22 protein-coding genes and 2 pseudogenes are annotated in these 24,268 nt (G+C 64.4%); 16 read left to right on the top strand and 8 right to left on the bottom strand.

The genetic code is table 11. From position 1 onward, the window contains the following. Positions 1 to 97 precede the first annotated feature (97 nt). Positions 98 to 520, bottom strand: coding sequence for a PaaI family thioesterase (locus AB3L03_RS09195; protein ID WP_368508452.1), 423 nt, complete (start codon positions 518 to 520; stop codon positions 98 to 100). A gap of 52 nt (positions 521 to 572) precedes the next feature. After that, positions 573 to 1,688 carry an A/G-specific adenine glycosylase gene (gene mutY / locus AB3L03_RS09200; RefSeq protein WP_094183442.1) on the bottom strand — a complete coding sequence of 372 codons (1,116 nt, stop codon included), beginning with the start codon at positions 1,686 to 1,688 and terminating at the stop codon, positions 573 to 575. Positions 1,689 to 1,810: 122 nt separating this feature from the next. Between mutY and AB3L03_RS09205 the strand changes: the two genes are divergently transcribed. From AB3L03_RS09205 to AB3L03_RS09245, 9 genes and pseudogenes are all read left to right on the top strand, one after another. Further along, complete coding sequence (locus tag AB3L03_RS09205) at positions 1,811 to 2,305, top strand: DUF721 domain-containing protein (RefSeq protein ID WP_018454929.1); 495 nt, start codon at positions 1,811 to 1,813, stop codon at positions 2,303 to 2,305. Between the two features lie 126 nt (positions 2,306 to 2,431). Next, positions 2,432 to 3,106, top strand: coding sequence for a DsbA family protein (locus AB3L03_RS09210; protein WP_018454930.1), 675 nt, complete (start codon positions 2,432 to 2,434; stop codon positions 3,104 to 3,106). Positions 3,107 to 3,324: 218 nt separating this feature from the next. Further along, positions 3,325 to 6,790: pseudogene (gene smc / locus AB3L03_RS09215) on the top strand (chromosome segregation protein SMC). Between the two features lie 60 nt (positions 6,791 to 6,850). Next, a complete protein-coding gene (locus AB3L03_RS09220; protein ID WP_204513840.1) occupies positions 6,851 to 7,831 on the top strand; it encodes a small ribosomal subunit Rsm22 family protein in 981 nt (326 codons plus the stop codon). 138 nt (positions 7,832 to 7,969) lie between these two features. Further along, positions 7,970 to 8,530 (top strand): LemA family protein, encoded by a 561-nt coding sequence (locus tag AB3L03_RS09225; protein WP_085352637.1) that lies wholly within the window; start codon positions 7,970 to 7,972, stop codon positions 8,528 to 8,530. A gap of 32 nt (positions 8,531 to 8,562) precedes the next feature. Beyond that, a complete protein-coding gene (locus AB3L03_RS09230) occupies positions 8,563 to 9,807 on the top strand; it encodes a M48 family metallopeptidase (protein WP_204513839.1) in 1,245 nt (414 codons plus the stop codon). A 205-nt stretch (positions 9,808 to 10,012) separates the two neighbouring features. Beyond that, positions 10,013 to 10,768, top strand: a complete 756-nt coding sequence (locus tag AB3L03_RS09235; RefSeq protein ID WP_018454934.1) for a hypothetical protein — start codon at positions 10,013 to 10,015, stop codon at positions 10,766 to 10,768. A 60-nt stretch (positions 10,769 to 10,828) separates the two neighbouring features. After that, positions 10,829 to 11,497 (top strand): hypothetical protein, encoded by a 669-nt coding sequence (locus AB3L03_RS09240; protein WP_368508453.1) that lies wholly within the window; start codon positions 10,829 to 10,831, stop codon positions 11,495 to 11,497. A gap of 86 nt (positions 11,498 to 11,583) precedes the next feature. Next, complete coding sequence (locus AB3L03_RS09245) at positions 11,584 to 11,916, top strand: GIY-YIG nuclease family protein (protein WP_204513837.1); 333 nt, start codon at positions 11,584 to 11,586, stop codon at positions 11,914 to 11,916. A 23-nt stretch (positions 11,917 to 11,939) separates the two neighbouring features. Here AB3L03_RS09245 and AB3L03_RS09250 read toward each other — a convergent pair whose 3' ends face one another. From AB3L03_RS09250 to petA, 5 genes and pseudogenes are all read right to left on the bottom strand, one after another. Further along, positions 11,940 to 12,479 carry an adenine phosphoribosyltransferase gene (locus tag AB3L03_RS09250; RefSeq protein ID WP_007595035.1) on the bottom strand — a complete coding sequence of 180 codons (540 nt, stop codon included), beginning with the start codon at positions 12,477 to 12,479 and terminating at the stop codon, positions 11,940 to 11,942. 12 nt (positions 12,480 to 12,491) lie between these two features. Beyond that, the gene (locus tag AB3L03_RS09255; protein ID WP_204513836.1) at positions 12,492 to 14,654 is read right to left on the bottom strand and encodes an anthranilate synthase component I; all 2,163 of its coding nucleotides are present in this window, start codon (positions 14,652 to 14,654) and stop codon (positions 12,492 to 12,494) included. A gap of 314 nt (positions 14,655 to 14,968) precedes the next feature. Further along, positions 14,969 to 15,643 (bottom strand): dienelactone hydrolase family protein, encoded by a 675-nt coding sequence (locus AB3L03_RS09260; protein ID WP_008134159.1) that lies wholly within the window; start codon positions 15,641 to 15,643, stop codon positions 14,969 to 14,971. Between the two features lie 144 nt (positions 15,644 to 15,787). After that, positions 15,788 to 17,858 (bottom strand): annotated as a pseudogene (gene fbcH, locus AB3L03_RS09265) (cytochrome b/c1). Between the two features lie 62 nt (positions 17,859 to 17,920). Then, positions 17,921 to 18,451: a ubiquinol-cytochrome c reductase iron-sulfur subunit gene (gene petA, locus AB3L03_RS09270; protein ID WP_026232845.1), complete on the bottom strand. Its 531-nt coding sequence runs from the start codon at positions 18,449 to 18,451 to the stop codon at positions 17,921 to 17,923. A gap of 278 nt (positions 18,452 to 18,729) precedes the next feature. On the opposite strand from petA, the gene AB3L03_RS09275 reads away from it, so the two are divergent. The 6 genes from AB3L03_RS09275 to AB3L03_RS09300 all read left to right on the top strand — a co-directional run bounded on the left by AB3L03_RS09275 (position 18,730) and on the right by AB3L03_RS09300 (position 22,447). After that, a complete protein-coding gene (locus AB3L03_RS09275; RefSeq protein ID WP_018454940.1) occupies positions 18,730 to 19,188 on the top strand; it encodes a tRNA (cytidine(34)-2'-O)-methyltransferase in 459 nt (152 codons plus the stop codon). Positions 19,189 to 19,206: 18 nt separating this feature from the next. Continuing rightward, on the top strand, positions 19,207 to 19,839 hold the full coding sequence (gene queE / locus AB3L03_RS09280; RefSeq protein ID WP_204513835.1) for a 7-carboxy-7-deazaguanine synthase: 633 nt from the start codon (positions 19,207 to 19,209) through the stop codon (positions 19,837 to 19,839). 17 nt (positions 19,840 to 19,856) lie between these two features. Further along, the gene (locus AB3L03_RS09285) at positions 19,857 to 20,222 is read left to right on the top strand and encodes a 6-carboxytetrahydropterin synthase (protein ID WP_204514105.1); all 366 of its coding nucleotides are present in this window, start codon (positions 19,857 to 19,859) and stop codon (positions 20,220 to 20,222) included. 4 nt (positions 20,223 to 20,226) lie between these two features. Next, positions 20,227 to 21,126 carry an oxygen-dependent coproporphyrinogen oxidase gene (gene hemF, locus AB3L03_RS09290; RefSeq protein ID WP_204513834.1) on the top strand — a complete coding sequence of 300 codons (900 nt, stop codon included), beginning with the start codon at positions 20,227 to 20,229 and terminating at the stop codon, positions 21,124 to 21,126. Then, complete coding sequence (locus AB3L03_RS09295) at positions 21,117 to 21,869, top strand: HAD family hydrolase (RefSeq protein ID WP_018454944.1); 753 nt, start codon at positions 21,117 to 21,119, stop codon at positions 21,867 to 21,869. Before hemF ends, AB3L03_RS09295 begins: the two co-directional genes overlap by 10 nt. Positions 21,870 to 22,240: 371 nt before the next feature. Then, the gene (locus AB3L03_RS09300; protein ID WP_018454945.1) at positions 22,241 to 22,447 is read left to right on the top strand and encodes a YodC family protein; all 207 of its coding nucleotides are present in this window, start codon (positions 22,241 to 22,243) and stop codon (positions 22,445 to 22,447) included. 112 nt (positions 22,448 to 22,559) lie between these two features. Here AB3L03_RS09300 and AB3L03_RS09305 read toward each other — a convergent pair whose 3' ends face one another. Continuing rightward, positions 22,560 to 23,633 (bottom strand): TauD/TfdA family dioxygenase, encoded by a 1,074-nt coding sequence (locus AB3L03_RS09305; protein WP_204513832.1) that lies wholly within the window; start codon positions 23,631 to 23,633, stop codon positions 22,560 to 22,562. Between the two features lie 391 nt (positions 23,634 to 24,024). Between AB3L03_RS09305 and AB3L03_RS09310 the strand changes: the two genes are divergently transcribed. Then, positions 24,025 to 24,240, top strand: coding sequence for a hypothetical protein (locus AB3L03_RS09310; RefSeq protein ID WP_018454947.1), 216 nt, complete (start codon positions 24,025 to 24,027; stop codon positions 24,238 to 24,240). Positions 24,241 to 24,268: the final 28 nt, after the last annotated feature.

The following is a 24,268-nucleotide window of genomic DNA, read 5'->3' on the forward strand; positions in this document are numbered from 1 at the left end:
TCTAACTCTCATTTGAACTCGCCGAGACAAACCCCTCATCCGGCGCTTCGCGCCACCTTCTCCCGCAAGGGGAGAAGGAAAAAAGACTGCGCGGCAGCTATTTGCCCACCACCCTCGCCGCCTCCAGCAACCGCTCGCTCGCGCTTGCCGTCGCCAGCAGCGTGCCGTCCTCCGCCATCAGCTTTGCCTCGACGAACGCAATCGTCTTGCCGAGCTGCGTCACCTTGGCCTCGCCGATGATCGGTCCGGGCTTTGCGGGCGCCAGGAAATTCACGGTCATGCTGATGGTGGTGGTGTAGAGCCTGCCCTCGCTCATCACCAGCACGGCGGGGCCCATCGTGTCGTCGAGCATGGCCGAGAGCATGCCGCCCTGGATGAAGCCGGCCGGATTGCAGAACTCCGGCTTGCCGTCGAAGGCGAGCTTGATCCAGCCTTCCCTGGGTCGGGCATCGAGCAGGCGCCACCCCAATAGCTCGGCACAGGGCGGCCTGGGAAAGTTGTCGAGCGCGGTCTTGATCATGCGAGCCTCCGTTGCCTACCACAGCTAACGCAGGCCTGCTGCCAGCATTTTGTCAGCAGGATGGGCTGCTAGGGTCCAATCCATGCGCAATCACCTTGCGCATGACGTTGGGCAATGCTTCATCGGCGAGCGTGGCGATTGGCACCCAGCGCATGCTGGCGGGTGCCCGCGTCCGCGCTTCCACCCTCGCCGTGTAGACCACCAGTTCCAGCGGAAAATGCGTGAAGACGTGGGTGACCACGCCGACCTTGCGCTGCCAGCGCGACAGCCCCTTCAACTCGGGCGCCTGCCGTTTTGCCTTGGCGTCGTCCTGCCCGGCCAGCCAGTCCGACCCCGGTACTTCGGTCATGCCGCCGAGCAACCCCTTTTCGGGACGGGTGCGGACGAGAAGCTCGTCGCCGCGCGTGACAACGAAAGCGGCGCCGCGCCGTAGCGCGCCGCTCTTCTTCGCGGCCTTGCGCGGAAACGTGTCCTGCGTTCCCAGCGCGCGCGCCGTGCAGCCCTCGTTCAGCGGGCATAGCGAGCAGGCCGGCTTTTTCGGCGTGCAGATCGAGGCGCCCAGATCCATCAGCGCCTGCGCGCTATCACCGGCGCGAGAATCGGCAAGCAGCGTCGCAGCCAACTCCTGAATCAGCGGCTTGGCCTGCGGGAGCTCTTCCTCAACTGCAAAGAGCCGCGAGACCACGCGCTCGATATTGCCGTCGACCGGCATGGTGCGTCGATCGAACGCTATCGCCGCGATCGCTGCCGCCGTATAGGGCCCGACGCCCGGCAGCGCGCGCAGACCTACTTCGGTGTCGGGAAAGGTGCCGCCATGCTCGCGCGTCACCCCGACCGCGCAGGCATGGAGATTACGGGCGCGAGAATAATAGCCCAGCCCGGCCCACATCCGCAGCACGTCCTCCTGCGAGGCCCGTCCGAGCGCGGTGACATCGGGCCAGCGCGAGACGAATTTTTCGAAATAGGGCCCGACCGCCTTCACTGTGGTCTGCTGCAGCATGATCTCGGACAGCCAGACGCGGTAAGGGTCGGATGCTTCGCCGGGCGGAGCCCGCCAGGGTAATCGGCGGCGGTGGCGGTCATACCATTGGAGCAGCGCGAGCGGACGCGATGGGGTCTCCGGCGGAACTGGTTCCGATTTCGCCTTGAGGGCGGATTTGGGGCTCATGTCCGCACTGTAACGGCAATGCGTCGATCTCTCCACGTCGTGCCCACGCTTGTCGCGGGCATCCACGTTTTTCTTCGCGGTGAAGAGCCTGCGGCCGACGCCCCGGAGTGCTATAAGGTCCCATGTCCAAGCTTCGACCCATCAAACCCGGTCCCATCAGCGCCAAGCCGCTATCGCTCCTGCTCAACGACGTCTTTGCCGAGGCCTATGCCAAGCAGGGATTTGCCGCGCGCGAGCTGGTGACGCGATGGGCGCAGATTGCCGGGCCGGAGATCGCGGCGCACGCCGAGCCGCTCAAGATGCAATGGCCGCGGCCGGTCGAGGGTCAGCCGCAGGAGCCGGCGACGCTGGTGCTGCGGGTCGAGGGGCCCATGGCGCTCGAGATCCAGCACTCCGCCGATGTGATCCTGCAGCGGGTCAACCGCTTCTTCGGCTGGAGCGCGGTCGGCAAGCTGGCCTTTCGCCAGGCTCCGCTATCACGCGCCCGCCGGCCGACCCGGCCCGGCCCGCCGGACGCCAAATCGGTGGCCGAGGTGGCTGAGCGCCTGGGCGATATCGAAGATGAACAATTGAAGTCGGCGCTGGCGCGCCTCGGGGCCGCCATCAAGCGAAATTGAGCCTTATTCTGCGGCCAAACTGGACCTGTCCTTGCCGCTCGCCATTGCCTCAAACGACGTTTCAAGCTAGCGACAGGCCGTCTGAATGGGAATTCGGGCGAGACCACGCCAATCCGGGAGCCGACCTTGATCATCACCCGCCGCGCCTTCACCTCGATGCTGTCGCTGACCGGGCTTGCCGCGCTCGCCGGGTTCTCTCCGCTGCGATTCATCTCCGATGCCATGATCCCTGAAGCCATGGCGCAGGCAGCGGCTGGTGACGTGGCCAAACCGGTGTCGCTGCCCGACATGGCGCTGGGCCCGAAGGACGCCGCCGTCACCATCACCGAATACGCCTCGATGACCTGCCCGCATTGCGCGGCCTTCAATGAGCAAGTGTTTCCCAAGATCAAGTCGGAATACATCGACACCGGCAAGGTGCGTTACGTCTTCCGCGAGTTCCCGCTCGACATCAAAGCCGCCGCCGGCTCGATGCTGTCGCGCTGCATCGCCAATGGCGACGCGCCGAAATACTTTGCCGTCACCGACATGCTGTTCCGCCAGCAGAACGATTGGGTCGTGAAGAACACCACGGAGACCCTGACCCGGATCGGCAAGCAGGCCGGTCTCACCCAGCAGCAGGTCGAGGCCTGCCTGAAGGACCAGGCGCTGCTCGACAAGATCGCCGCCGACCAGAAATATGCCAGCGACGTTCTGAAGGTCGATTCGACGCCGACGTTCTTCGTCAACGGCGAGAAGATCAAGGGCGAGACCTCGTTCGAGGAATTCGCCAAGAAGATCAATCCGCTGCTCAAGAGCTGATTCTGCACGGCGCAATCCTGATTCGCATCTCGATAGCCGTATCTTTCCCGGCATAAATCCCTTGGGAAAAGCGGCTTTCGCCGGTTGCCCTCGCAGCGCACCGCGGCCATTGTCCAGCCGCATGAGGCGCCTCGCGCGACTCGCCCGGATACCGACATTGCCTTCCATGGTATTGTCCCGGCAGGGGGATCCGCGCCTGCCAACAGAGATGCGTGCTTATGAAAATCACCCGCCTGCGCCTTCACGGCTTCAAGTCCTTCGTTGAGGCCACCGACTTCGTCATCGAGCCCGGCCTGACCGGCGTGGTCGGGCCCAACGGCTGCGGCAAGTCGAATCTCGTCGAGGCGCTGCGCTGGGCAATGGGCGAGACCTCCTACAAGTCGCTGCGCGCCGCCGACATGGACGCGGTGATCTTCGCCGGCTCCGGCAATCGCCCCGCGCGCAACCACGCCGAAGTGACGATGACGATCGACAATTCCGATCGCACCGCGCCGGCGGCGATGAACGACAGCCAGCTTCTGGAAATCTCCCGCCGCATCGAGCGCGAGGCCGGTTCGGTCTACCGCATCAACGGCCGCGACGTGCGCGCCCGCGACGTGCAGATTCTGTTCGCCGACGCCGCCACCGGCGCGCGCTCGCCGGCTCTCGTCCACCAGGGCAAGATCGGCGAGATCATTCAGGCCAAGCCCGAGCAGCGCCGCCGCGTGCTGGAAGACGCCGCCGGCGTGGCCGGCCTGCACGCCCGCCGCCACGAAGCCGAGCTGCGGCTCAAGGCGGCCGAAACCAATCTCACCCGCGTCGAGGACGTGATCGGCCAGCTCGCGGGGCAAATGGAAGGCCTCAAGAAGCAGGCCCGCCAGGCCGTGCGCTATCGCGAAGTTGCGGCCAAGGTCCGCAAGGCCGAAGCAACCCTGTTCCATCTGCGCTGGATCGGCGCCCATGCCGACGTCAACGAATCCGGCCAGACCCACGATCTCGCGGTCCGCGAGATGGCCGAGCGGACCCAGCACCAGGCCGAGGCCGCCCGCATCCAGGCGATCTCGCGCCGCCGAAATGCCGGCGCTGCGCGATGCCGAAGCGCGCGCCGCAGCGGGGCTGCAGCGCCTGACCAACGCCCGCGAGCTGCTCGATCGCGAGGAAGAGCGCGCCAAGGAGCGCGTCGCGGAACTCGAGCGGCGCCTCGCGCAGTTCGAAGGCGACATCTCGCGCGCCCAGCAGCAGACCATGGACGCCGATATCGCGCTGCAGCGCCTCGACGCCGAAGATGCCGAGCTGAAGGAAGAGATCAAGTCGCGCGTTGAGAAGCGCTCCGGCGTCGACGAGCGTGTCGCCGAAGCCGAGGCGGTGCTGACCGAAACCGAGCAGCAGTTCGCCGAGCTCACCACCGCGCTCGCAGACCTCACCGCCAAGCGCAACCAACTCGAAGCCAACGTTCGCACCCACCGCGACAAGCTCGCCCGGCTCGACCAGGAGATTTCGAACGTCGCGGCGGAAGAGCAGAAGCTCACCGAGGAGACCGGCGGCTTCGGCGATCTCGACGAGCTGACCGCGACGGTCGAGAGCGCCGAGCAGACGCTGGCGGCCTCGGAAGCCGCCGCTCAGGCCAGCGAAGCCGCGCACGTCGCCGCGCGGCAGACACTGGAATCCTCGCGCTCGCCGCTGGTCGAAGCCGACAAGCGCGTGCAGCGGCTCGATACCGAGGCGCGCACGATCTCCAAGATCCTCAACGGCGAGACCAAGAATTTGTGGCCGCCGATCATCGACGGCATCACCGTCGACAAGGGATTTGAAAAGGCGATCGGCGCAGCCCTTGGGGACGATCTGGACGCCCCGGTCGATCCGTCCGCGCCGATGCGCTGGACCAATGCCGGCGTCACCGACGGCGATCCGGAACTGCCCGAAGGCGTCGTGCCTCTCGCCAGCCACGTGCAGGCCCCGGCCGAGCTGACCCGCCGCCTGGCGCAGATCGGCGTGGTGCCGCGCGAGCGCGGCGCCGAGCTGGTCTCGCAGCTCAAGACCGGCCAGCGGCTGGTCTCGCCCGAAGGCGACGTCTGGCGCTGGGACGGTTTTGTCGCAGCCGCCCACGCGCCGACCGGCGCAGCAAGGCGGCTTGCCGAGCGCGCCCGCCTCATCGACATCGAGAACGAGCTGGAGCAGGCCCGCATCGACGCGCAGATCAAGCGTCAGGCGCTGGAGAACGCCGAGGCCGAGCTGCAGATGGCCGCCAGCACCGAAGGTGCGAGCCGCGAAGCCTGGCGCGCCGCGCAACGCGAGCTCAACGTCGCGCGCGAACGCCATGCTACGGTCGAACGCGAGATCAGCCGCCATGCCGCGCGCAAGGCGACGCTGTCGGAAGCGCACAGCCGTCTGGCCGCCGACCGCGCCGAGGCCGAAGCCGCCTACGAATACGCCGAAGCGGGGATCTCCGAGCTGCCGTCGAGCGAGGACACCGAAACCCGTCTCGCCGCCGTCCGCAGCGACATCGAAGGCCATCGCCGCATGGCCGCTCAGGTCCGCGCCGAGGCACAGGCGCTGGCGCGCGAAGCCGAGCTGGCCGACCGCCGCGTGCAGGCGATCCTCGCCGAACGAACCGAGTGGCAGAACCGCAAGGAGAGCGCGGCCTCCCACATCGACACCATCCAGGCCCGTATCGCCGAAGTCTCGATCGAGCGCAGCGATCTCGAGAACGCGCCAGCCGTGTTCGCAGAGAAGCGCAGCGCGCTGATCACCGAGATCGAATACGCCGAAAACGACCGCCGCATGGCCGCCGATGCGCTCGCCAGCGCGGAAACCGCGATGGCCGAAACCGATCGCGTCGCCAAGCTGACGCTCGAGGCGCTCTCCAGCTCGCGCGAGGCCACCGCCCGCGCCGAGGAGCGCATGGAAAGCGCGCGGCGCCGACTCGATGACATCGAGCGCGAGATCCGCGACATGCTCGAAGTCGAGCCGCAGGCCGTTGCCGGGCTCGCCGAGATCGAGCCCGGCGCCGAGCTGCCGCCGCTGCACGACATCGAGGAAGACCTCGAAAAGATGCGCCGCGATCGCGAGCGCCTGGGCGCGGTCAATTTGCGCGCCGAGGAAGAGCTGCGCGAGGTCGAGACCCAGCATAATGGTCTGGTCACCGAGCGCGACGACCTCGTCGAGGCCATCAAGCGGTTGCGCCAGGGTATCCAGAGCCTCAACAAGGAAGCTCGCGAGCGGCTCCTGACCTCGTTCGAGGTCGTCAACAACCACTTCAAGCGCCTGTTCGTCGAGCTGTTCGGTGGCGGCGAAGCCGCGTTGCATTTGATCGAGAGCGATGACCCTCTTGAAGCCGGCCTCGAAATCATCGCCAAGCCGCCGGGCAAGAAGCCGCAGACGCTATCGCTGCTCTCCGGCGGTGAGCAGGCGCTGACCGCGATGGCGCTGATCTTCGCGGTGTTCCTCACCAATCCCTCGCCGATCTGCGTGCTGGACGAAGTCGACGCGCCGCTCGACGACCACAACGTCGAGCGCTATTGCAACCTGTTGCACGAGATGACCGCCTCGACCGACACGCGCTTCATCATCATCACCCACAACCCGATCACGATGGCGCGGATGAACCGCCTGTTCGGCGTCACCATGGCCGAACGCGGGGTCTCGCAACTGGTGTCGGTGAACCTGCAAGAGGCGGTGGACATTCTCGACCAGAACGTGGCGTGAGTCCGCTCCCGTCACGCACCTATTGACGTCGTCATCCGCGCAAGCGGATGATGACCACGAATGATGATCTCACCCACCCTCCCCGCCGAACTGAAAGCGGCCCTCGACGGCAAGCTCCAGGGGTTCTCGCGCGCCGACGCTGCGCAGCGATCGCAGAAAATCTCGACCACCTATCGTGCAGGGGGCGGCTCCGGCACGATCAAATCCGAGGCCGATGCGCTCGCCTATGCGCTCGCGAGGATGCCGGCGACCTACGCTGCGGTGGCGGCAAGTCTGAATGCGCTGACCGAGGTCGCACCGGACCTCGGTCCGGAAACGCTGCTCGACGTCGGCGCAGGTCCGGGCACCGCGAGCTGGGCCGCTGCGGGAGCTTTTCCGTCGCTGCAATCCTTCACCCTGCTCGATGCCAACGCCACGCTGAGCCGTCTCGCGCTCGAACTGGCGCGCGACAGCACGCGTCTGGCGAATTGCCGCTATCTGCCGGGCGATGCCGGCGCGAACCTCGCTGAGGTTTCGCAAGCCGATCTCGTCGTCGCGAGCTATGTCATCGGCGAGCTCAGCGAGGGCGATCAACGCAAGCTCGCGGAAGCGATGTGGGCGAAAGCGCGCCACGTGCTGGTCGTGATCGAGCCCGGCACGCCCGCCGGCTACGCCCGCATCCTCACCTTGCGCCAGCAACTGATCGCGGCGGGCGCCTATGTCGCCGCACCCTGCCCGCACGAAAAGCCGTGTCCGCTGACGACGCCCGACTGGTGCCATTTCTCCCAGCGCTTGCCGCGCTCGCAGGCTCACCGCCAAATCAAGGGCGCCGAGGTGCCGTTCGAGGACGAGCGATTCATCTACGTGGCGCTAACCCGTAGGCCTCCCGCCACCCGCGCCGCGCGCGTGTTGGCGCCGCCGGATCTCGGCAAGGCCGAGATCACGGCAAAGCTCTGCACCGAGCAAGGCGTCGAACTCGCCAAGGTCCCACGGCGGGACAAGGTCGCCTATGCAAGCGCCCGCCGCTGGCGCTGGGGTGATGCCATCCTGTCCGAAAGTTAACCTGCTCCGGCGCTTTCGCCTTGAACTGGGATAGTCCCTCATCCGACCAAGTCTTACCTCTCTTCTGTACCGGGCTCTCGCTCGGCGCCAATTTGGTCTACCCTAGCGCCCGCCTTCTTCCCCCTTCAGGAGTTCTCCATGTCGACCGGCTGGATCGTTCTCGGCGTTATCGTCGTCCTCGTGTTCTTTGCCTTCGCCGCCTACAATCGGCTGGTGGCGCTGGGCCAGCGCGTCGGCCAGGCCTTTGCCGACGTCGACGTGCAGCTCAAGCAGCGCCACGATCTGATCCCGAACCTGGTCGAGACGGTGAAGGGCTATGCCTCGCATGAGCGCGGCACGCTCGACGACGTCATCAAGGCGCGCAATTCGGCGATGTCGGCGCAGGGACCGGCGCAGGTGTCCGCGGCCGAGACCCAGCTCTCCGGCGCGCTCGGCCGACTGATCGCGCTGTCGGAGGCCTATCCCGACCTCAAGGCCAACGCCAATTTCCAGCAGCTCGCCAGCGAGCTGTCCGATCTCGAGAACAAGATCGCGGCCAGCCGACGCTTCTTCAACAGCGCGGTCCAGGAATACAACACCGGCATCCAGCAGATGCCGGCAGCCTTGTTCGCCGGCATGTTCGGCTTCACCAAAAAGGACTTCTTCGATCTCGGCGCCAGCCGCACCGAGGTCGAGGCCACGCCGCAGGTGAAATTCTGAGTTGAGCCGATAGGCCGGCAGGGCATCGCGTCATGGCCGCGTATGGTCTCTACACGCACATCGCCTCGAACAAGTTTCGTTCGATGCTCCTGCTCGCCGGTCTGTTCGCGCTGGTCTACGTGCTGGTCTATGCCGGCGCGCTGATCGCCGAAGTCGTCATCAATGGCGACGAGACCGTCCTCCATTATCTGAGACGCGCCTTCTATGATCTGAAAGTCGCCGCACCGGTTGCGACCGTCGTGGCAGCGACCTGGATCGTGATCGCCTATTTCTTCCACCAGTCGATGATCGATGCGGTGACCGGCGGCCACGACGTCACCCGGCAGGAGCAGCCGCGGCTCTATAATCTGCTTGAAAATCTCTGCATCTCGCGCGGCATCACGATGCCGAAGCTGAAGATCATGGAAAGCCCGGCGCTGAACGCGTTCGCGACCGGCCTCAACCCGCGGCAATATTCGGTCACCGTCACCACCGGTCTCCTCAATGCGCTGGACGACCAGGAAATCGAGGCGGTGCTGGGTCACGAGCTGACCCATATCAAGAACGGCGACGTGCAGCTCATGGTGGTCGCCGTCATCATCGCGGGCGTGGTCGGATTCTTCGGCGAACTGTTCTTCCGCCTGTTCACGAATTTCAGCTGGAGCTCCGGCTCCGGCGGCTCGTGGTCGTCGGGCTCCTCCTCGTCACGATCGTCCTCGTCGTCGAGCGACAGCAAGAGTTCGGGCGGCGGCGCGGTGATCGTCATCATCATCGCGGTCGTGCTGATCGTGGTGGCCTGGCTGTTGTCTCAGGTGGTGAAGCTCGCGCTGTCGCGCTCGCGCGAATATCTCGCGGACGCAGGCTCCGTCGAGCTGACGAAAAACCCGGACGCCATGATCTCGGCACTGCGCAAGATCGAGAACCGCGGCGAGCTGCCGGGCGCAACCTCGGCAGTGATGGAGCTCTGCGTCGACAATCCGCGCGAGGGTTTTGCCGATTTGTTCGCGACCCACCCCTCGGTGCAGTCGCGGGTCGACGCGTTGGTCAAGTTCGCCGACGGCCATGATCCCGGCCCGCTGCCGCTTTCCGCCGACGAGGCCGAGGAGCCAGACACGCAAGCCGACCAGCAGGGCGTCCGACCGCCACCGCGCCAGGGGCCCTGGAACGACGTAGGCGGCGCGGCCAGTCCGCCGCCCCTGCCCGCACCCAGCTCCGCCGGAACCGCCAGCAGCAACCCGATAGGCAATCGAGTAAGCAATCCCTTGGGCAATTCCTTGGGTCCTTGGGGCCGCCATTGAGCGTGATTTGACGCCATGCCCGGCAGAATTCGTCGTGCTTGGGAAAAACGTCGGGAATTGCCGTAACTGGGCCCTGCGGAATTGAATTCTCCCTTGTTTCTGCCATGTTCGCGCCCAACAGCAGACTTGGGACATGTCTGCGACATCGATTTGGGGCCCATCCGATTGCAACCTCGCGATCGGGGGCGCGCGTTAGGGGACAGCAATGGCAAAGCCGGCAGTGGTTGTGGTGGGCGCGGACAAGGGTGGGGTCGGCAAGACCACGGTGTCGCGCACCCTGCTCGATTATTTTTCCGCCAACAACGTGCCGACGCGCGCCTTCGACACCGAATCGCCGCGCGGAACCCTGAAGCGCTTCCATCCTGACATCACCGAGATCGTCGACATGACGACGACGTCGGATCAGATGAAGATCTTCGATACGCTCAACGCGACGAGCCCGTCGGTCACCGTGATCGACGTCCGGGCCGGCCTGCTCTCGCCGGCGCTCGCCTCCTTGCGCGACATCGGATTCCTCGACGCCGCCAAGGCCGGCCAGATCACCTTTGCCGTGTTCCACATCCTCGGACCCTCGATCGCCTCGCTGGACGAGATCGCCGAGACCGCGGGCTTCATGGGCGGCGCGAAATATTTCCTGGTGAAGAACTTCATCAACGATACTCAGTTCTTCCAGTGGGATCAGTCGACTTACCAATCGTATTTCAACCGCATCAAGGACGCGACCGAGCTGACCATCCCCAAGCTCAACGAAATGGCCTATGAGCAGGTCGAGGTGTCCTCCGTCCCATTCCTGAAATTCGTCGCCAACAAGGGCGTCAACGACGAAGCCGCCAACTACTCCTTCGTGCTGCGTGGTTATGTCCGACACTGGCTGGCGAACGTCTGGAGTGAGTTCGATCGGATCCGGCTGACCGATATCGTCGGCTCGACGAAATCCGGGGCCCGCAACAGCGAAAAATAGTTGCGCAAGCCGGGCGGATACGGCTGGATTGGTCGCCAAGTTCGACTGATATAGCTATCGATGCCCGCAACGCCCCTCTACATCATTTGCTCGCCCCGCCCGCAGGTCGGCAAGACCCTGCTGGCGCGGCTTTTGAGCGAATTTTTGCTGCTCAAGAACGGCAACGTCGTGGCCTTCGACGTCAACCCGAAGGAGCCGTCGCTGCTCGACTATCTGCCAACGATCACCGAGACCGCCGACGTGATCGACACCTACGGCAAGATGCAGCTGATGGATCGCGTCATCGTCGATGACGGGCTTGCCAAGGTGATCGACCTCGGCTTCCACGCCTTTGACGAGTTCTTCAAGATGACGGAGGAGATCGGCCTGTTGAAAGAGGCTGCGCGCCGCCACGTCGCGCCGATGATCCTGTTCGTCGCCGACACCGACCGCGTCTCGGCCCGCGCCCACGAGATGCTGCGCGAACAGATCCCGCGGATCAACCTGATCACGGTGGACAACGAGCACATCGTGCGCGGCGAGCTGCCGGAAGCGATGGCCGGCGGCCGGCTGCTGCGCCTGCCGGCGCTGCCCGGATTCCTGAAGACCTATATCAGCCGCCTGAATTTCTCCTTCACCGGCTATCTTCGCCAGGAGAAGGATGCCTCGACCGAGCTGCACCAATGGACCCGGCGCAATTACCTCGCCTTCCGCGAACTCGAGCTCAGCCTGATCCTGCAACGGTCCTGAATATTTTACCCGGATAATATTGACGCCGAGCGACGTTGCGGTTACTGAGTGTACGCACCATCGTTCCTCAGCAAGGCCTCTTCACCGTGAGCATCGACCGTAAAGCAGCAATCGCCGCCTATAAGGAGCGGAAGACCGTTGCCGGCATCTACGTCGTCCGCTGCGCGGCCTCGGGCGAGGCCTGGGTCGGCCAAGCCTCGAACCTCGAGACAATCCAGAATCGCATCTGGTTCTCGCTGCGCCAGGGTAGCCACACCTGCCGTAGACTCCAGACTGCGTGGAACATGCACGGTGAGGCAGGCCTGACACTCGGCGAATGCGAGCGGCTGAAAGATGAGGCGAGCGACTATGTCAGGAATGCGCTCCTCAAAGAGCGCATGCTGCATTGGCTGTCGGAGCTAACGGCCGAGCCGATCTGAACGTCGCCAGCCGTGCCGTGCCCTCAGTGCCCCTCGAACGTCATCAGCGTGCGCACCGGCACGTCCATCGCGCGCAGCTTGGCGGCGCCGCCGAGATCGGGCAGATCGATGATGAAGCAGGCGGCGACCACATTGGCGCCGATCTGGCGCAGCAGCTTCACCGCACCTTCCGCGGTGCCGCCGGTGGCGATGAGGTCGTCGACCAGGATCACACGCTCACCCGGCTGAATGGCGTCGACATGCATCTCCATCTCGTCGATGCCGTATTCGAGAGAGTAAGCGATCCGCACGGTGGTGTGCGGCAGCTTGCCTTTTTTCCGGATCGGCACGAAGCCGGCCGAAACCTGGTGCGCCACCGCGCCACCGATGATGAAGCCGCGCGCTTCCATGCCAGCGACCTTGTCGATCTTGTTGCCGGCCCAGGGATTGACGAGTTCGTCGACCGCACGGCGGAACGCACGCGCATCTGCGAGCAACGTGGTGATGTCGCGGAACAAGATCCCGGGTTTCGGATAGTCCGGGATGGTGCGGACGCTCGCCTTCAGATCATGGTCAAAAGTCATGGTGCCTCTCAATCAGCGCGACGCATCCAGGCGGAACGCGTTCTCGACAATTCGTAAGCCCACCTCGCCGCTCAGCGACATCAGCGATTCCGGATGGAATTGCACGCCGGCGACCGGCAGGGTCTTGTGCTCGAGCGCCATGGCGACGCCGTCCTCGGTGCTGGCGGTGACGGATAGCACCTCCGGCATGCTGTCGCGCTCGACATACAGCGAGTGATAGCGGCCGATGACGATCTCGTTCGGCAGATTGCGCATCAGCCGCCCGCCACGTACCTGAACCCGCGAGGGCCGGCCATGGGCGGGATGCGTGAGCTGCCCGAGCTCGCCGCCGAAATACTCGCCGATCGCCTGGACGCCGAGGCAGACGCCGAACACCGGCAGCTTGTCCTCCAGCGCCGCGTCGATGGTCTTCTTGATCCCAAAATCCTCGGGCCTGCCCGGCCCTGGCGACAGCACCAGCAAATCCCACCGCTTCTGCTTGAGCATGTCGAGCGCATGCACATGGCGGACCACGGTGACGTCGGCGCCGACCTGGCGGAAGTAATCGGCCAGCATATGGACGAAGCTGTCGTCATGGTCGATCAGCAGCACCCTCTTGCCGCTTCCGGTCGCATCGGGCGCAAAGGCCGACAGCGGCTTCGGCGGATCACCGCGCAGCGCCTGGAATAGGGCGGCGGCCTTGACCTGGCATTCGCGGTCCTCGGCGGCGGGATCGGAGTCGAACAGACAGGTGGCGCCGACACGCACTTCCGCGAGGCCCTCCTTCATCCGGATGGTCCGGATGGTGAGGCCGGTGTTGATGCTGCCGTCGAAATTCACCGCCCCGATCGCGCCGGCATACCAGCGGCGGGGCGAGCGCTCGTGATCCTCGACGAACTGCATCGCCCAGAGTTTTGGTGCGCCAGTGACGGTGACGGCCCAGGCGTGGGTGAGAAAGGCGTCGAGCGCATCGAAGCCGGGACGCAGCATGCCTTCGACATGGTCGACGGTGTGGAACAGTTTTGAATAGGTCTCGATCTGCCGGCGCGCCAGCACCTTGATGGTGCCGGGAACGCAGACGCGCGCCTTGTCGTTGCGGTCGACGTCGGTGCACATGTTGAGCTCGAACTCGTCCTTCTCGGAGTTCAGGAGCTGGCGGATCTGCTCGGCATCGCCGATCGCATCGGTACCGCGCGCGATCGTCCCCGAGATCGGGCAGGTCTCGACCCGGCGTCCGTCCGAGCGCACGAACATTTCCGGAGAGGCCGAGACGAGAAATTCGCCCTCGCCGAGATTCATCAGCGCGCCGTAGGGCGACGGATTGATGACACAGAGCCGCTGGAACACTTCCGCCGGCGAGCGGTCGCAGGGCTCGGCGAAGAGCTGCCCCGGCACCGCCTCGAACAGATCGCCACGCGCAAAGGCAGCGCGCGCGGTCTCGACAGTGGCCTGATATTCGCCGGGGGCGTGATCGGCAAAACCCTGGCGCGGTGTCTTGAGGTAGGGGCTCTCGGCGGTCTCGTGCGGCAGGCCCGCGGTGGACTTGCCCTTCCACGCGAAATCGTATGTGAGCACGACGCCGCGGCCGGTGGCGCGGTCATAGGCGAGCAGGCGATCGGGGACGTAGAGCACGATGTCGCGCTGGTCGCTCTCGCGCGCGCGCTTCTGCACGAGGTCCTCGATCTGGAACACGAGATCGTAGGCGAAGGCGCCGAACAGGCCGAGCACGCCGTCGTCATTGGCGGAGAAAGCGGCGACGAGATCGCGCACCAGCGACATCACGCTGGCGCGCCGCGTGCGCTGGTCTTCGTCGATCGGGGCTTCGCCGCGGATGATATGACCGGCAAGGCGCGTCGGCGTCGTCTCGGAGATCACGACGCAGGGTTCGCGCAAGACGTCGGCGAGGAAGGCGATCAGCACCTCCCCGCGCGCGTTCAGCGCTTCCAGCTTGAAATTGACGCCGGTGGTCTCGAGCTTGAGCGGCGGATCGGAGAAGCCGAGGTCAAAACTCTCGTAGCGGCCGGGCACGGTCGTGCCCGACGACAGCACCACGCCGCGGCGGCGGTCGAGCAGGCTGACGAGATCGTCGAGCCGGTTGGCGCCGCCGGAAAACTGTTCCGCCACGCGCGTGATCGCAAGCCCCGCGCGGGTCACGTAGTCGCTTCGAGCCGGAAGGGCAAAGACGGTCCTGTTCATGGGGTCCTCTTACGAAACTTGTCGAGGGAACGCCACACAGGACAAACGATCAGGCCGCCGCACTGCGTGGGCGACCTCAGACGATTTTGGGAGAATAAATCGCACCGGCCACCTCTCAGGAGGTGCGCCACCAAAGACGGGATGGGCGGACGGCGGTGCTCATGGGCGGATACTCACCATGGCGCGGGGACGACGTCAAGGCTGGCTGGGCTGGCTGCTCAACGCCGATCACCACAGTCGTCCCGGCGAAGGCCGGGCAATTGCGCACCAGGCCGGGGCGACACTGAAATGGTAGCGCGACTGGCGCAGCACACCTACCCCAGATGCTTCCTGAAAAACTCCGTCGCCCTGCCCCAGGCGAGCTCGGCGGCTTCCCGGTCGTGCACGGCCTGGCGCTGCTCGTTGACGAAAGCGTGCTCGGCGTCATAGCGGAACAGCTCCAGCGACTTGCCGGCGGCCTTCATGGCCTTTTCGAAACCGTTGACCAGCTCCGGCGTGCACCAATCGTCCTTGTTGGCGAAATGGGCCTGAAGCGGGATCTTGACGTCGGCGGGCTTGGCCGCCTGCTCTGGCGGGATGCCGTAGAACACCACGCCGGCGGCGAGCTCCGGCACATGCACCGCGCCGATGATGGTGACGGCGCCGCCGAGGCAGAAGCCGGTCAGGCCCACCTTGGCGCCGTTGCGCGACAGATATTGCGTGGCGCCGCGCACCGTCTGCGTGGTGGCGTCCATGAAGTCGAGCGAGTTCATCTCTTTGCCGGCGGCGTCGGTGTCGTGATACGGCACCACCTTGCCCTTGTAGAGATCTGGCGCCAGCGCATCGAACCCGGCCAGCGCGAAGCGGTCGCAGAGGCCCTTGATCTGGTCCGAAAGGCCCCACCATTCTTGGATCACCACCACGCCCGGCGCGTTGCCGCGCGCGGCATTGGCGAGATAGCCCGATGCGTCCTTGCCGTCCGGGCGCTTGAAGGTGATGGCGGTTCCCATGGTGTCCTCCGACGAGTTTTTGGGGAGCGGTTGGCGGCATTTTGGCGTTTGAGCGGGCGATAGGCAATCGCGCCTGACAACACACTCTCGTGCCCAACAAAAAAGCCCCCTTGCGGGGGCCTCTTCATTCTCGCCTCGGGCCCCTCAGTGCGAGTCTGCCCAGACCTTCTTCTTGGTGAAGTACATCAGGCCGGCGAAGATGATCAGGAAGATGAACACCTGGAAACCGAGGCGCTTGCGCGCTTCCATATGCGGTTCGGCGGTCCACATCAGGAACGTGGTGACGTCCTTGGAATACTGCGCGACAGTGGTCGGCGAGCCGTCGTCATAGGTGACCTGGCCGTCGCTGAGCGGCTTCGGCATCTTGATGGCGTGGCCCGGGAAGTACTTGTTGTAGTAGGAGCCCTCCGGGATGGTCACACCTTCGGGCGCCTTGTCCTCAAAGCCCTGGAGCAGCGCCGAGACGTAGTCCGGACCCTGCTCCTGATACTGGGTGAAGAAGTCGACGATGAACATCGGGAAGCCGCGGCCGTAGGAACGCGCCTTGGTGATCAGCGACAGATCCGGCGGCGCCGCGCCGCCGTTCGCCGCACGCGCCGCCTGCTCGTTCGGGAATGGCGAGGGGAAATAATCCGCCGGCCGGCCCGCGCGTTCGAACATGTCGCCGGCGTCGTTCGGACCATCCTTGACCTTGTAGTCGGAGGCGAAGGCTGCAGCCTGCGCGACCGAATAGCCGGGACCGCCGGCTTCCGCGAGATTGCGGAAGGCGACGTAGGACAGGCCGTGACAGTTGGCGCAGACTTCCTTGTAGACCTTCAGGCCGCGTTGCAATGCGCCGCGATCGTACTTGCCGAACGGACCGGCGAACGACCATTTGTTGCCCGGCGGCTTGTCGCTGCCTTCGGAGGCGCGCGCTGTCGGCTGAGCCCGCAAACAACGCGCCCGCCAGCGCAAGCACGATCGCGCTCGACACCATCGGCGTCGACCTGCTCCCGGTTTTGGCCAGGACGGCATCCGAGATCGAGTTCGGCACCGGACGCGGCTTCTCGATCCGCGAGAGCAGCGGCAGCACGATCAGGAAGTAGGCGAAATAGCAGAACGTCAGGACCCGGCCGGCGATCACATAGATGCCTTCCGGCGGCTGCGCGCCGAGATAGCCGAGCAGGATGCAGACCGCGACGAAGATCCAGAAGAACTGCTTGGCCAGCGGACGGTACTTCGACGACTTCGTCCTGGCGGCGTCGAGCCAGGGCAGGAAGCACAGGATGATGATCGCCGAGAACATCCCGATCACGCCCGCGAGCTTGTTCGGGATCGAGCGCAGGATCGCGTAGAAAGGCAGGTAATACCATTCCGGCACGATGTGCGGCGGCGTCACGCCCGGGTTCGCCGGAATGTAATTGTCGGCGTCGCCGAGATAATTCGGCATGTAGAAGATGAACCAGGCGTAGAGCAGCATGAAGCAGGAGACGCCGAACATATCCTTGATGGTTGCATGCGGCGTGAACGGAACAGTGTCCTTTTCCGTCTTGGGCTCGACGCCATCAGGGTTGTTCTGGCCGGAGACATGCAGCGCCCAGACGTGGAGCACGACGACGCCCGCGATCAGGAACGGCAGTAGATAGTGCAGCGAGAAGAAGCGGTTCAGCGTCGGGTTGCCGACCGAATAGCCGCCCCACAAGAGCGTCACGATGCTCTCGCCGACATAGGGGATGGCGGAGAACAGATTGGTGATGACGGTGGCGCCCCAGAAGCTCATCTGGCCCCACGGCAGCACGTAGCCCATGAAGCCCGTCGCCATCATCAGGAGGTAGATGATGACGCCAAGGATCCACAGCACCTCGCGCGGCTCCTTGTAGGAGCCGTAATAGAGGCCGCGCAGCATGTGGACGTAGACAGCGACGAAGAACATCGAGGCGCCGACGGCATGCATGTTGCGCAGCAGCCAGCCGTAATTGACGTCACGGACGAGCAGCTCGACCGACTTGAAGGCGAGGTCGGCATGCGGCGTGTAGTGCATCGCCAGGATCACGCCGGTCAGGATCTGGATCCCCAGCATGAAGGAGAGGATGGCGCCGAAGGTCCACCAATAGTTCAGGTTGCGCGGGGTGGGATAGACCACGAAGGAGGAGTGCATGAGGCCGAGGATCGGCAGACGTCGCTCGATCCATTGCAGGGCCGGATTGCTCGGCTGGTAGTCGGATGGTCCGCTCATGATGCGATCCTGAGGAAATAATACGACGAGACGGCGCGAAGCTTCGGACGAGGGCCCGAAGCTCAGCCGATCTGGATTTTGGTGTCGGAAACGAACTGGTACGGCGGCACCGGCAGGTTCGCGGGCGCGGGCCCCTGGCGGATGCGGCCGGACGAATCGTACTGCGAACCATGGCAGGGGCAGAAGAACCCGTCGTAATTGCCTTCATGGGCGATCGGGATGCAGCCGAGATGGGTGCAGATGCCGATCACGACCAGCCACTGCTCATGGCCGGACTTGACCCGGGCCTCGTCGGACTGCGGATCGGGCAGGCTCGCCACGTTGACGGCGCGCGCCTCGTCGATCTGCTTCTTGGTGCGGTGGCTGATATAGATCGGCTTGCCGCGCCAGAACACCTTGATGTCCTGCCCCTCGGCAACCGGGCTGAGATCGACCTCGATCGGCGCACCAGCGGCGATGGTCGACGCATCAGGATTCATTTGGGAGATAAAGGGCCAGAGCGCGGCTGCGCCCCCTACTGCTGCAGCTGCCCCCGTTGCAACGAATAAGAAATCACGGCGTGTCGGATGGTCCGCCGAAGACGCTGTCGTCACGATTCCAACCCTTTCTTCTTATGCAGCCGGCGGAACCGCTCCGGGAGCCCCCAAGGTCCCCGGAACAGCCTGCCGGCGCCCGCGGCCCCCCGCGGCGGCAGAACTTCGCGTGCCCCCACCAAAACAAGGCGAAAACAGCAGTCCAGAATCGTTCTATTGGCACCCTTGCCGGGCGAGCGCAAGCCCGCTATCGGCGCGGGAGCGTGCAATGCACGAATTCCGCGGCCAGCGATGTTTTATTGAGACATTTCCGGCCCGCACCGAACCCGGCACCGCCCATGCAGATAGCGCTTTTCCAACCCGACATCCCCCAGAACACCGGCACGATTCTCAGGCTCTGCGCCTGTCTGGGCATGGCCGCCCATATCATCGAACCGGCGGGCTTCCCGGTCTCCGACCGGCATTTCCGCAGGGCGGGAATGGACTACCTCGATCAGGTCAGCATCGTCAGGCATGACTCCTGGTCAAAGTTCGAGCAATGGCGGGCGGCGCAAGGCGCTCGCCTGCTGCTGTTCACCACCAAGGGGGCGACCGACTACCGCGATTTCCGTTACCAGACGGCGGACATCCTGCTATTCGGGCGCGAGAGCGCCGGCGTCACCGAGGCGGTGGTCGAGGCGGCGGACGCGCGGCTGGTGATCCCGATCGCTCCGGGGCTGAGGTCGCTCAATGTCGCCATGACCGCGGCGATGGCCGCAGGCGAAGCGCTGCGGCAGCTCCGGAACCCGCAAGTTTAATATGTTGAGGAGAGACGGTTGAGTTACGCGGTCAAGGAAATCTTCCTGACCTTGCAAGGCGAAGGCGCCCATGCCGGGCGCGCGTCCGTGTTTTGCCGTTTTGCCGGCTGCAACCTCTGGAGCGGGCGCGAGGCCGACCGTCAGGAGGCCACTTGCAAATTCTGCGACACCGATTTCGTCGGCACCAACGGCACCCTCGGCGGTCGCTATGGCTCGGCCGCGGAACTCGCAGACACCATCGCCGCGCAATGGACAGCCTCCACCGACAACCGCTATGTGGTGCTCACCGGCGGCGAGCCGCTGCTCCAGGTCGATACCGCGCTGGTCGACGCGCTCCATGCCCGCGGCTTCGAGATCGGCGTCGAGACCAACGGCACCATCGCCCCGCCCGAGGGGCTCGACTGGATCTGCGTCAGCCCAAAGGGCGGCAGCGATCTGGTGGTCCGGCGTGGCCACGAACTGAAGCTAGTCTATCCGCAGCCGCTCGCCATGCCGGACGCCTTCGCGGATCTCGCCTTCGAGCGCTTCTCGTTGCAGCCGATGGACGGGCCCGAGGTCGCCCAAAACACCGCGGGCGCCATCGACTATTGCCTCAATCATCCGCAATGGCGGCTCAGCGTGCAGACGCATAAGTCGCTTGGTATCAGATAGGATTGGTTTTCGAACAGATGTGGGAATTGACGAAATCGTTTCGCTTCGAGGCGGCGCACTCATTGTCGGGAACGACATTCGGCGCGGCCAGCGAAGAGATCCACGGCCACTCCTTCCGCGCCGAGGTGACGCTGCGCGGCACGCCCGATCCCAAAACCGGCATGGTGGTCGATCTCGGCCTGGTCCAGCGCGCCATCGAGGATGTGCGCATGACGCTGGATCACAAGTACCTCAACAAGATCGAGGCGCTGGGCACACCGACGCTGGAAAACCTCTCGCGCTTCGTCTGGGAGCGGCTGGCCCCTATCGGCAAGCTCACCCGCGTCAGCATCCATCGCGACAGTTGCAACGAGAGCTGCACCTATTACGGTCCGCAGGGCTGACGGAATGACATCCACATTGGACCCGAGCTCGATCGAAGACCGCAAGACGCGCGCACGCGCCTGGTTCGAAGCCTTGCGCGACGACATCTGCGCGAGCTTCGAGCGGCTGGAGGACGATGCCCCCGAGAGCCTTTATCCCGGTGAGGCCGGCCGCTTCAAACGCACACCCTGGCAGCGCACCGATCATACCGGCGCGGCCGGCGGCGGCGGCGTGATGTCGATGATGTCCGGCCGCCTGTTCGAGAAGGTCGGCGTGCATTGCTCCACCGTGCACGGCGAATTCGCACCAGAGTTTCGCGCGCAAATTCCGGGCGCGGCGGACGACCCGAAGTTCTGGGCCTCCGGCATCTCGCTGATTGCGCATCTGCGCAATCCGCACGTGCCGGCGGTGCACATGAACACGCGCTTCGTCGTCACCACCAAAGCCTGGTTCGGCGGCGGCGCCGATCTTACGCCGGTGCTCGACCGCCGGCGCACGCAGGACGATGCCGATAGCATCGCCTTCCACGCCGCAATGAAACAGGCCTGCACGCAGCCGAACGGCATCGCCGATTACGACAAGTACAAGAAGTGGTGCGACGAGTATTTCCACCTGCCGCACCGCAAAGAGGCGCGCGGCATCGGCGGCATCTTCTACGACTGGCACGACAGCGGCGACTGGGACGCCGACCTCGCCTTCACCCGGGATGTCGGCCGCGCCTTCCTGAAGGTCTATCCCGACATCGTGCGGCGCAATTTCGCGACAAGCTGGACCGCGGAGGATCGCGAGGAGCAATTGATCCGGCGCGGCCGCTATGTCGAGTTCAACCTGCTCTACGACCGCGGCACCATCTTCGGTCTCAAGACCGGCGGCAATGTGGATTCGATCCTGTCGTCGCTGCCACCGGTGGTGAAATGGCCATGACGACGATGAAGCCCGCAATGAGACCGCTGCCGCGCGCCATGCTGATCGACATGGACGACACCATCCTGTCGGCCTATGCGCGGCCCGAGATCGCCTGGAACACGATCACAGCGGAGTTCGCCGAGGAACTCGCGCCGCTGCCGCCGCAACTGGTCGCGAGCACCGTCCTGGCCTTCGCGAAGAATTTCTGGGCCAATGCGGACGCTTCGTGGCGGCTCAAGCTCGCCGAAGCCCGGCACCTCACCGTCAAGGGCGGTTTCGCCTCGCTCGCAGCCGCCGGTCATCGCGCCCTGCCCGACGACCTCGCCATTCGCCTGGCCGACCGCTTCACCGCCTATCGCGAGGAGGAGATGTTCGTCTTCCCCGGCGCGCATGACGCTATCGACAGGCTCAAGGCGCTCGGCATCAAGCTCGCATTGGTGACCAACGGCGCCGCCGACACCCAGCGCGCCAAGGTGGAGCGCTTCGAGCTGGCGCATCGCTTCCACCACATCCAGATCGAGGGCGAGCACGGCTTCGGCAAGCCCGAGGAGCGCGCCTATCTGCACGCGATGGAGGCGCTCGGCGTCACCGCAAGAGACACCTGGATGATCGGCGACAATCTGGAATGGGAAGTCGTGACGCCGCAGCGTCTCGGCATCTACTCGATCTGGATCGACGTGCATGGCGACGGCCTGCCCGAAGGCTCGATCGTCAAGCCCGACCGCATCATCCGCTCGCTGACAGAACTGGTGCCGGACTGACTGCAATCGGGGTGCGCAAACAAAAACGTCGAAAACAACCCCATGCACAGTAGACGGCCGCAGCAAAATCAAGGACTTGCGGCAAGCGCAAACTGCGGATCTGACGAAATCATTTGCGCCGTCGGGCAAAACAGGCGCATGGTGTGATGGTCGCGACGCACGGGACGGAAGAGCCCTTGTGCCATCCATCGAACAGGCACCATTGCCTCTCGTGATGGGATCGCTCCGGCCTAAAGCTCTCTGATCGACGTTTCAGCAGTCTGGCCGGCGGATGCGCGCTACCGCAACACATCCACTGACCGAGTAGCCCGTGATCGGCATGTCATGCCGGTTTGCTAGCTTCGCCGTCAATCAACCCGAAAGGACCATCCATGGAACTAAAAGCCGGCGATATCGTCATGCTGAAATCCGGCGGGCAGCCGCTCACCGTCGCGGACGTGAAGGGCGACGACGTGATCTGTCTCTGGATGGGCGCGGAGGGCGATCTGTTTCGCGAGACGCTCCCGCTTGCGGTGCTCGAGCACCTGGAAGAGCTCGACGACGAAGACGAGGATGAAGACGACGAAGACGAGGAGTAAGCGCGGCTGAGGCCGCGTCCTCATTAGGTCGGGGTGCTCGGCTCCGCCCAACTTGGTGTCCGCTCCTCTGTCCATATCGGCACGAGAGCGGACATCGCTGGATGCTCGAACGTCAATCCAACGGAACGTTCAAACTGGTCCCTTTGGTGATGATGCCGCCACGGTTACCGATCTCGATCGAGCCATAGCGCTGCTTGAAGCAATCGGGCAACGGCCGGTCGCCTTCCATGCTGAGCCAAAGGCGCAATAAATGACGCTTCTGGCCTGCATCGGGCCAATCGCGGAATCCGGTCCGGTCATGCAGCAAGGCATGATTGTAAACGAACTGCATGTCGCCCGGCTGAAGCCGCATGCCGAAATGCAGCGCGGGATCATTTGCGAGCGCGTCAAAAAGATCGAGCGCCTCGACGTGAGCCGGCGTCAGTCTCGGCGCATCGGGAAAGCGCTGCGCACTATCGATATATTGGCGCTGATAAAACCCGGTCAGGAACCCCGCATGCCAATTCAGCACCGGGATTTCAAGATATGGCTTTTCGTTCTCCGGCACCTCGCCTCGTCGGTCCGTCGCGATCGGATCAAACAAGAGAGCGGCAAGGTCGGGACGTCTGTCAAACATCTCGTTGTAGATTGTCGTCGTACTGACAAGGAGAGAATCCCCTCCCTCCATCGCCTCGCGAATGCATAACAATCCAACCACGTCGGACGAATCCGTGTGGAATGTTTGCCGTTCCGAGGTTTGATAAATTCGGGTGTTCGGATCCTTCGCATCAGCGCCTGTGTCACGGACGTGACCGAGAATGTGGCCCGCTGCATTCTGAGACCGCGCCGATCCAAGATGGGCGCCCACTCCGCAAAAGATCGTAGCGGCAAACTCCTGACTGTATTTTGCCACTGGGAGGCCGCGGATCACTTCGAAGCCCAAGCCGACCAAAAGCCTTTTCTTGAGCTCTTCCAGATGCGCGCCGAAGTACGGAAGCGGAAAGCTTTCCTTCGTGATCTCGGCGATTTTTTTGTTGCTGCCAAGATATGTTTCAGCCGCGCCCTCGAGTTCGGCGATCTCGCCGGCAGCAAGTGATATCAACCATCGATCGGGATTGGCTTTCATCTCAGCGCCCTCCCAGGCGGACGGGATATCGACCTTCCCTGAAGGGCGATGGATCCCGCTGGGCACTGAGACCACATTCATGGTGTTGGTTCCTGAGGGAGATTGAACGTCAGACATCGGCGCGGACGATCGACGATATTGTGCCGACCGCTTGTTTGCAACTTGGCTGAGGCGCAGCCCTGAGCCGAGTGCATCGCCGCCGACAACGGGTGCGCTCGCTTGACGAGATCCGTTCCGGGCAGTTGGCGATCCGCTTCCGCCAAGGGGATCGGTTAACAAACATGGCCTCTCGTGCGATCGATCAAAGCCCGGGAAAAAATGGCATCAGCCGGAACGTTCGCGAAGCTGGCTGAGTTAAAAGCCATACGCGTCGCGCTGTGGTCATAGCCGCACCGCGCGCCCGATAAAGGCCCTGCACGAAGCGAAACCTACTCTGCGGCGTGCTTCGCAGCACGGCCGCGCGAGGATCGCGATGTACACGACGGCGATATACGATGAGCTGAGGCAGATCGAGCGCGACGTCGTCGAAGGAGAACGCCGGCTCGCCGAGCAGGAGGCGCTGATCATCGAAATGAAGCGCCAGAACGAGGACACAACCAAAGCTGAAGGCGAACTTGAACGGATGCGCATGGAGCAGCGAGGTCGCGATCAGGATCGGCAACGTCTGCTCTCACGGCTGCAACCCTGAACAACTGCTCCCCATCAGGCTGATCCGC

Origin of the sequence: Bradyrhizobium lupini (genome assembly GCF_040939785.1) — a bacterium.
Classification (GTDB): domain Bacteria; phylum Pseudomonadota; class Alphaproteobacteria; order Rhizobiales; family Xanthobacteraceae; genus Bradyrhizobium; species Bradyrhizobium canariense_D.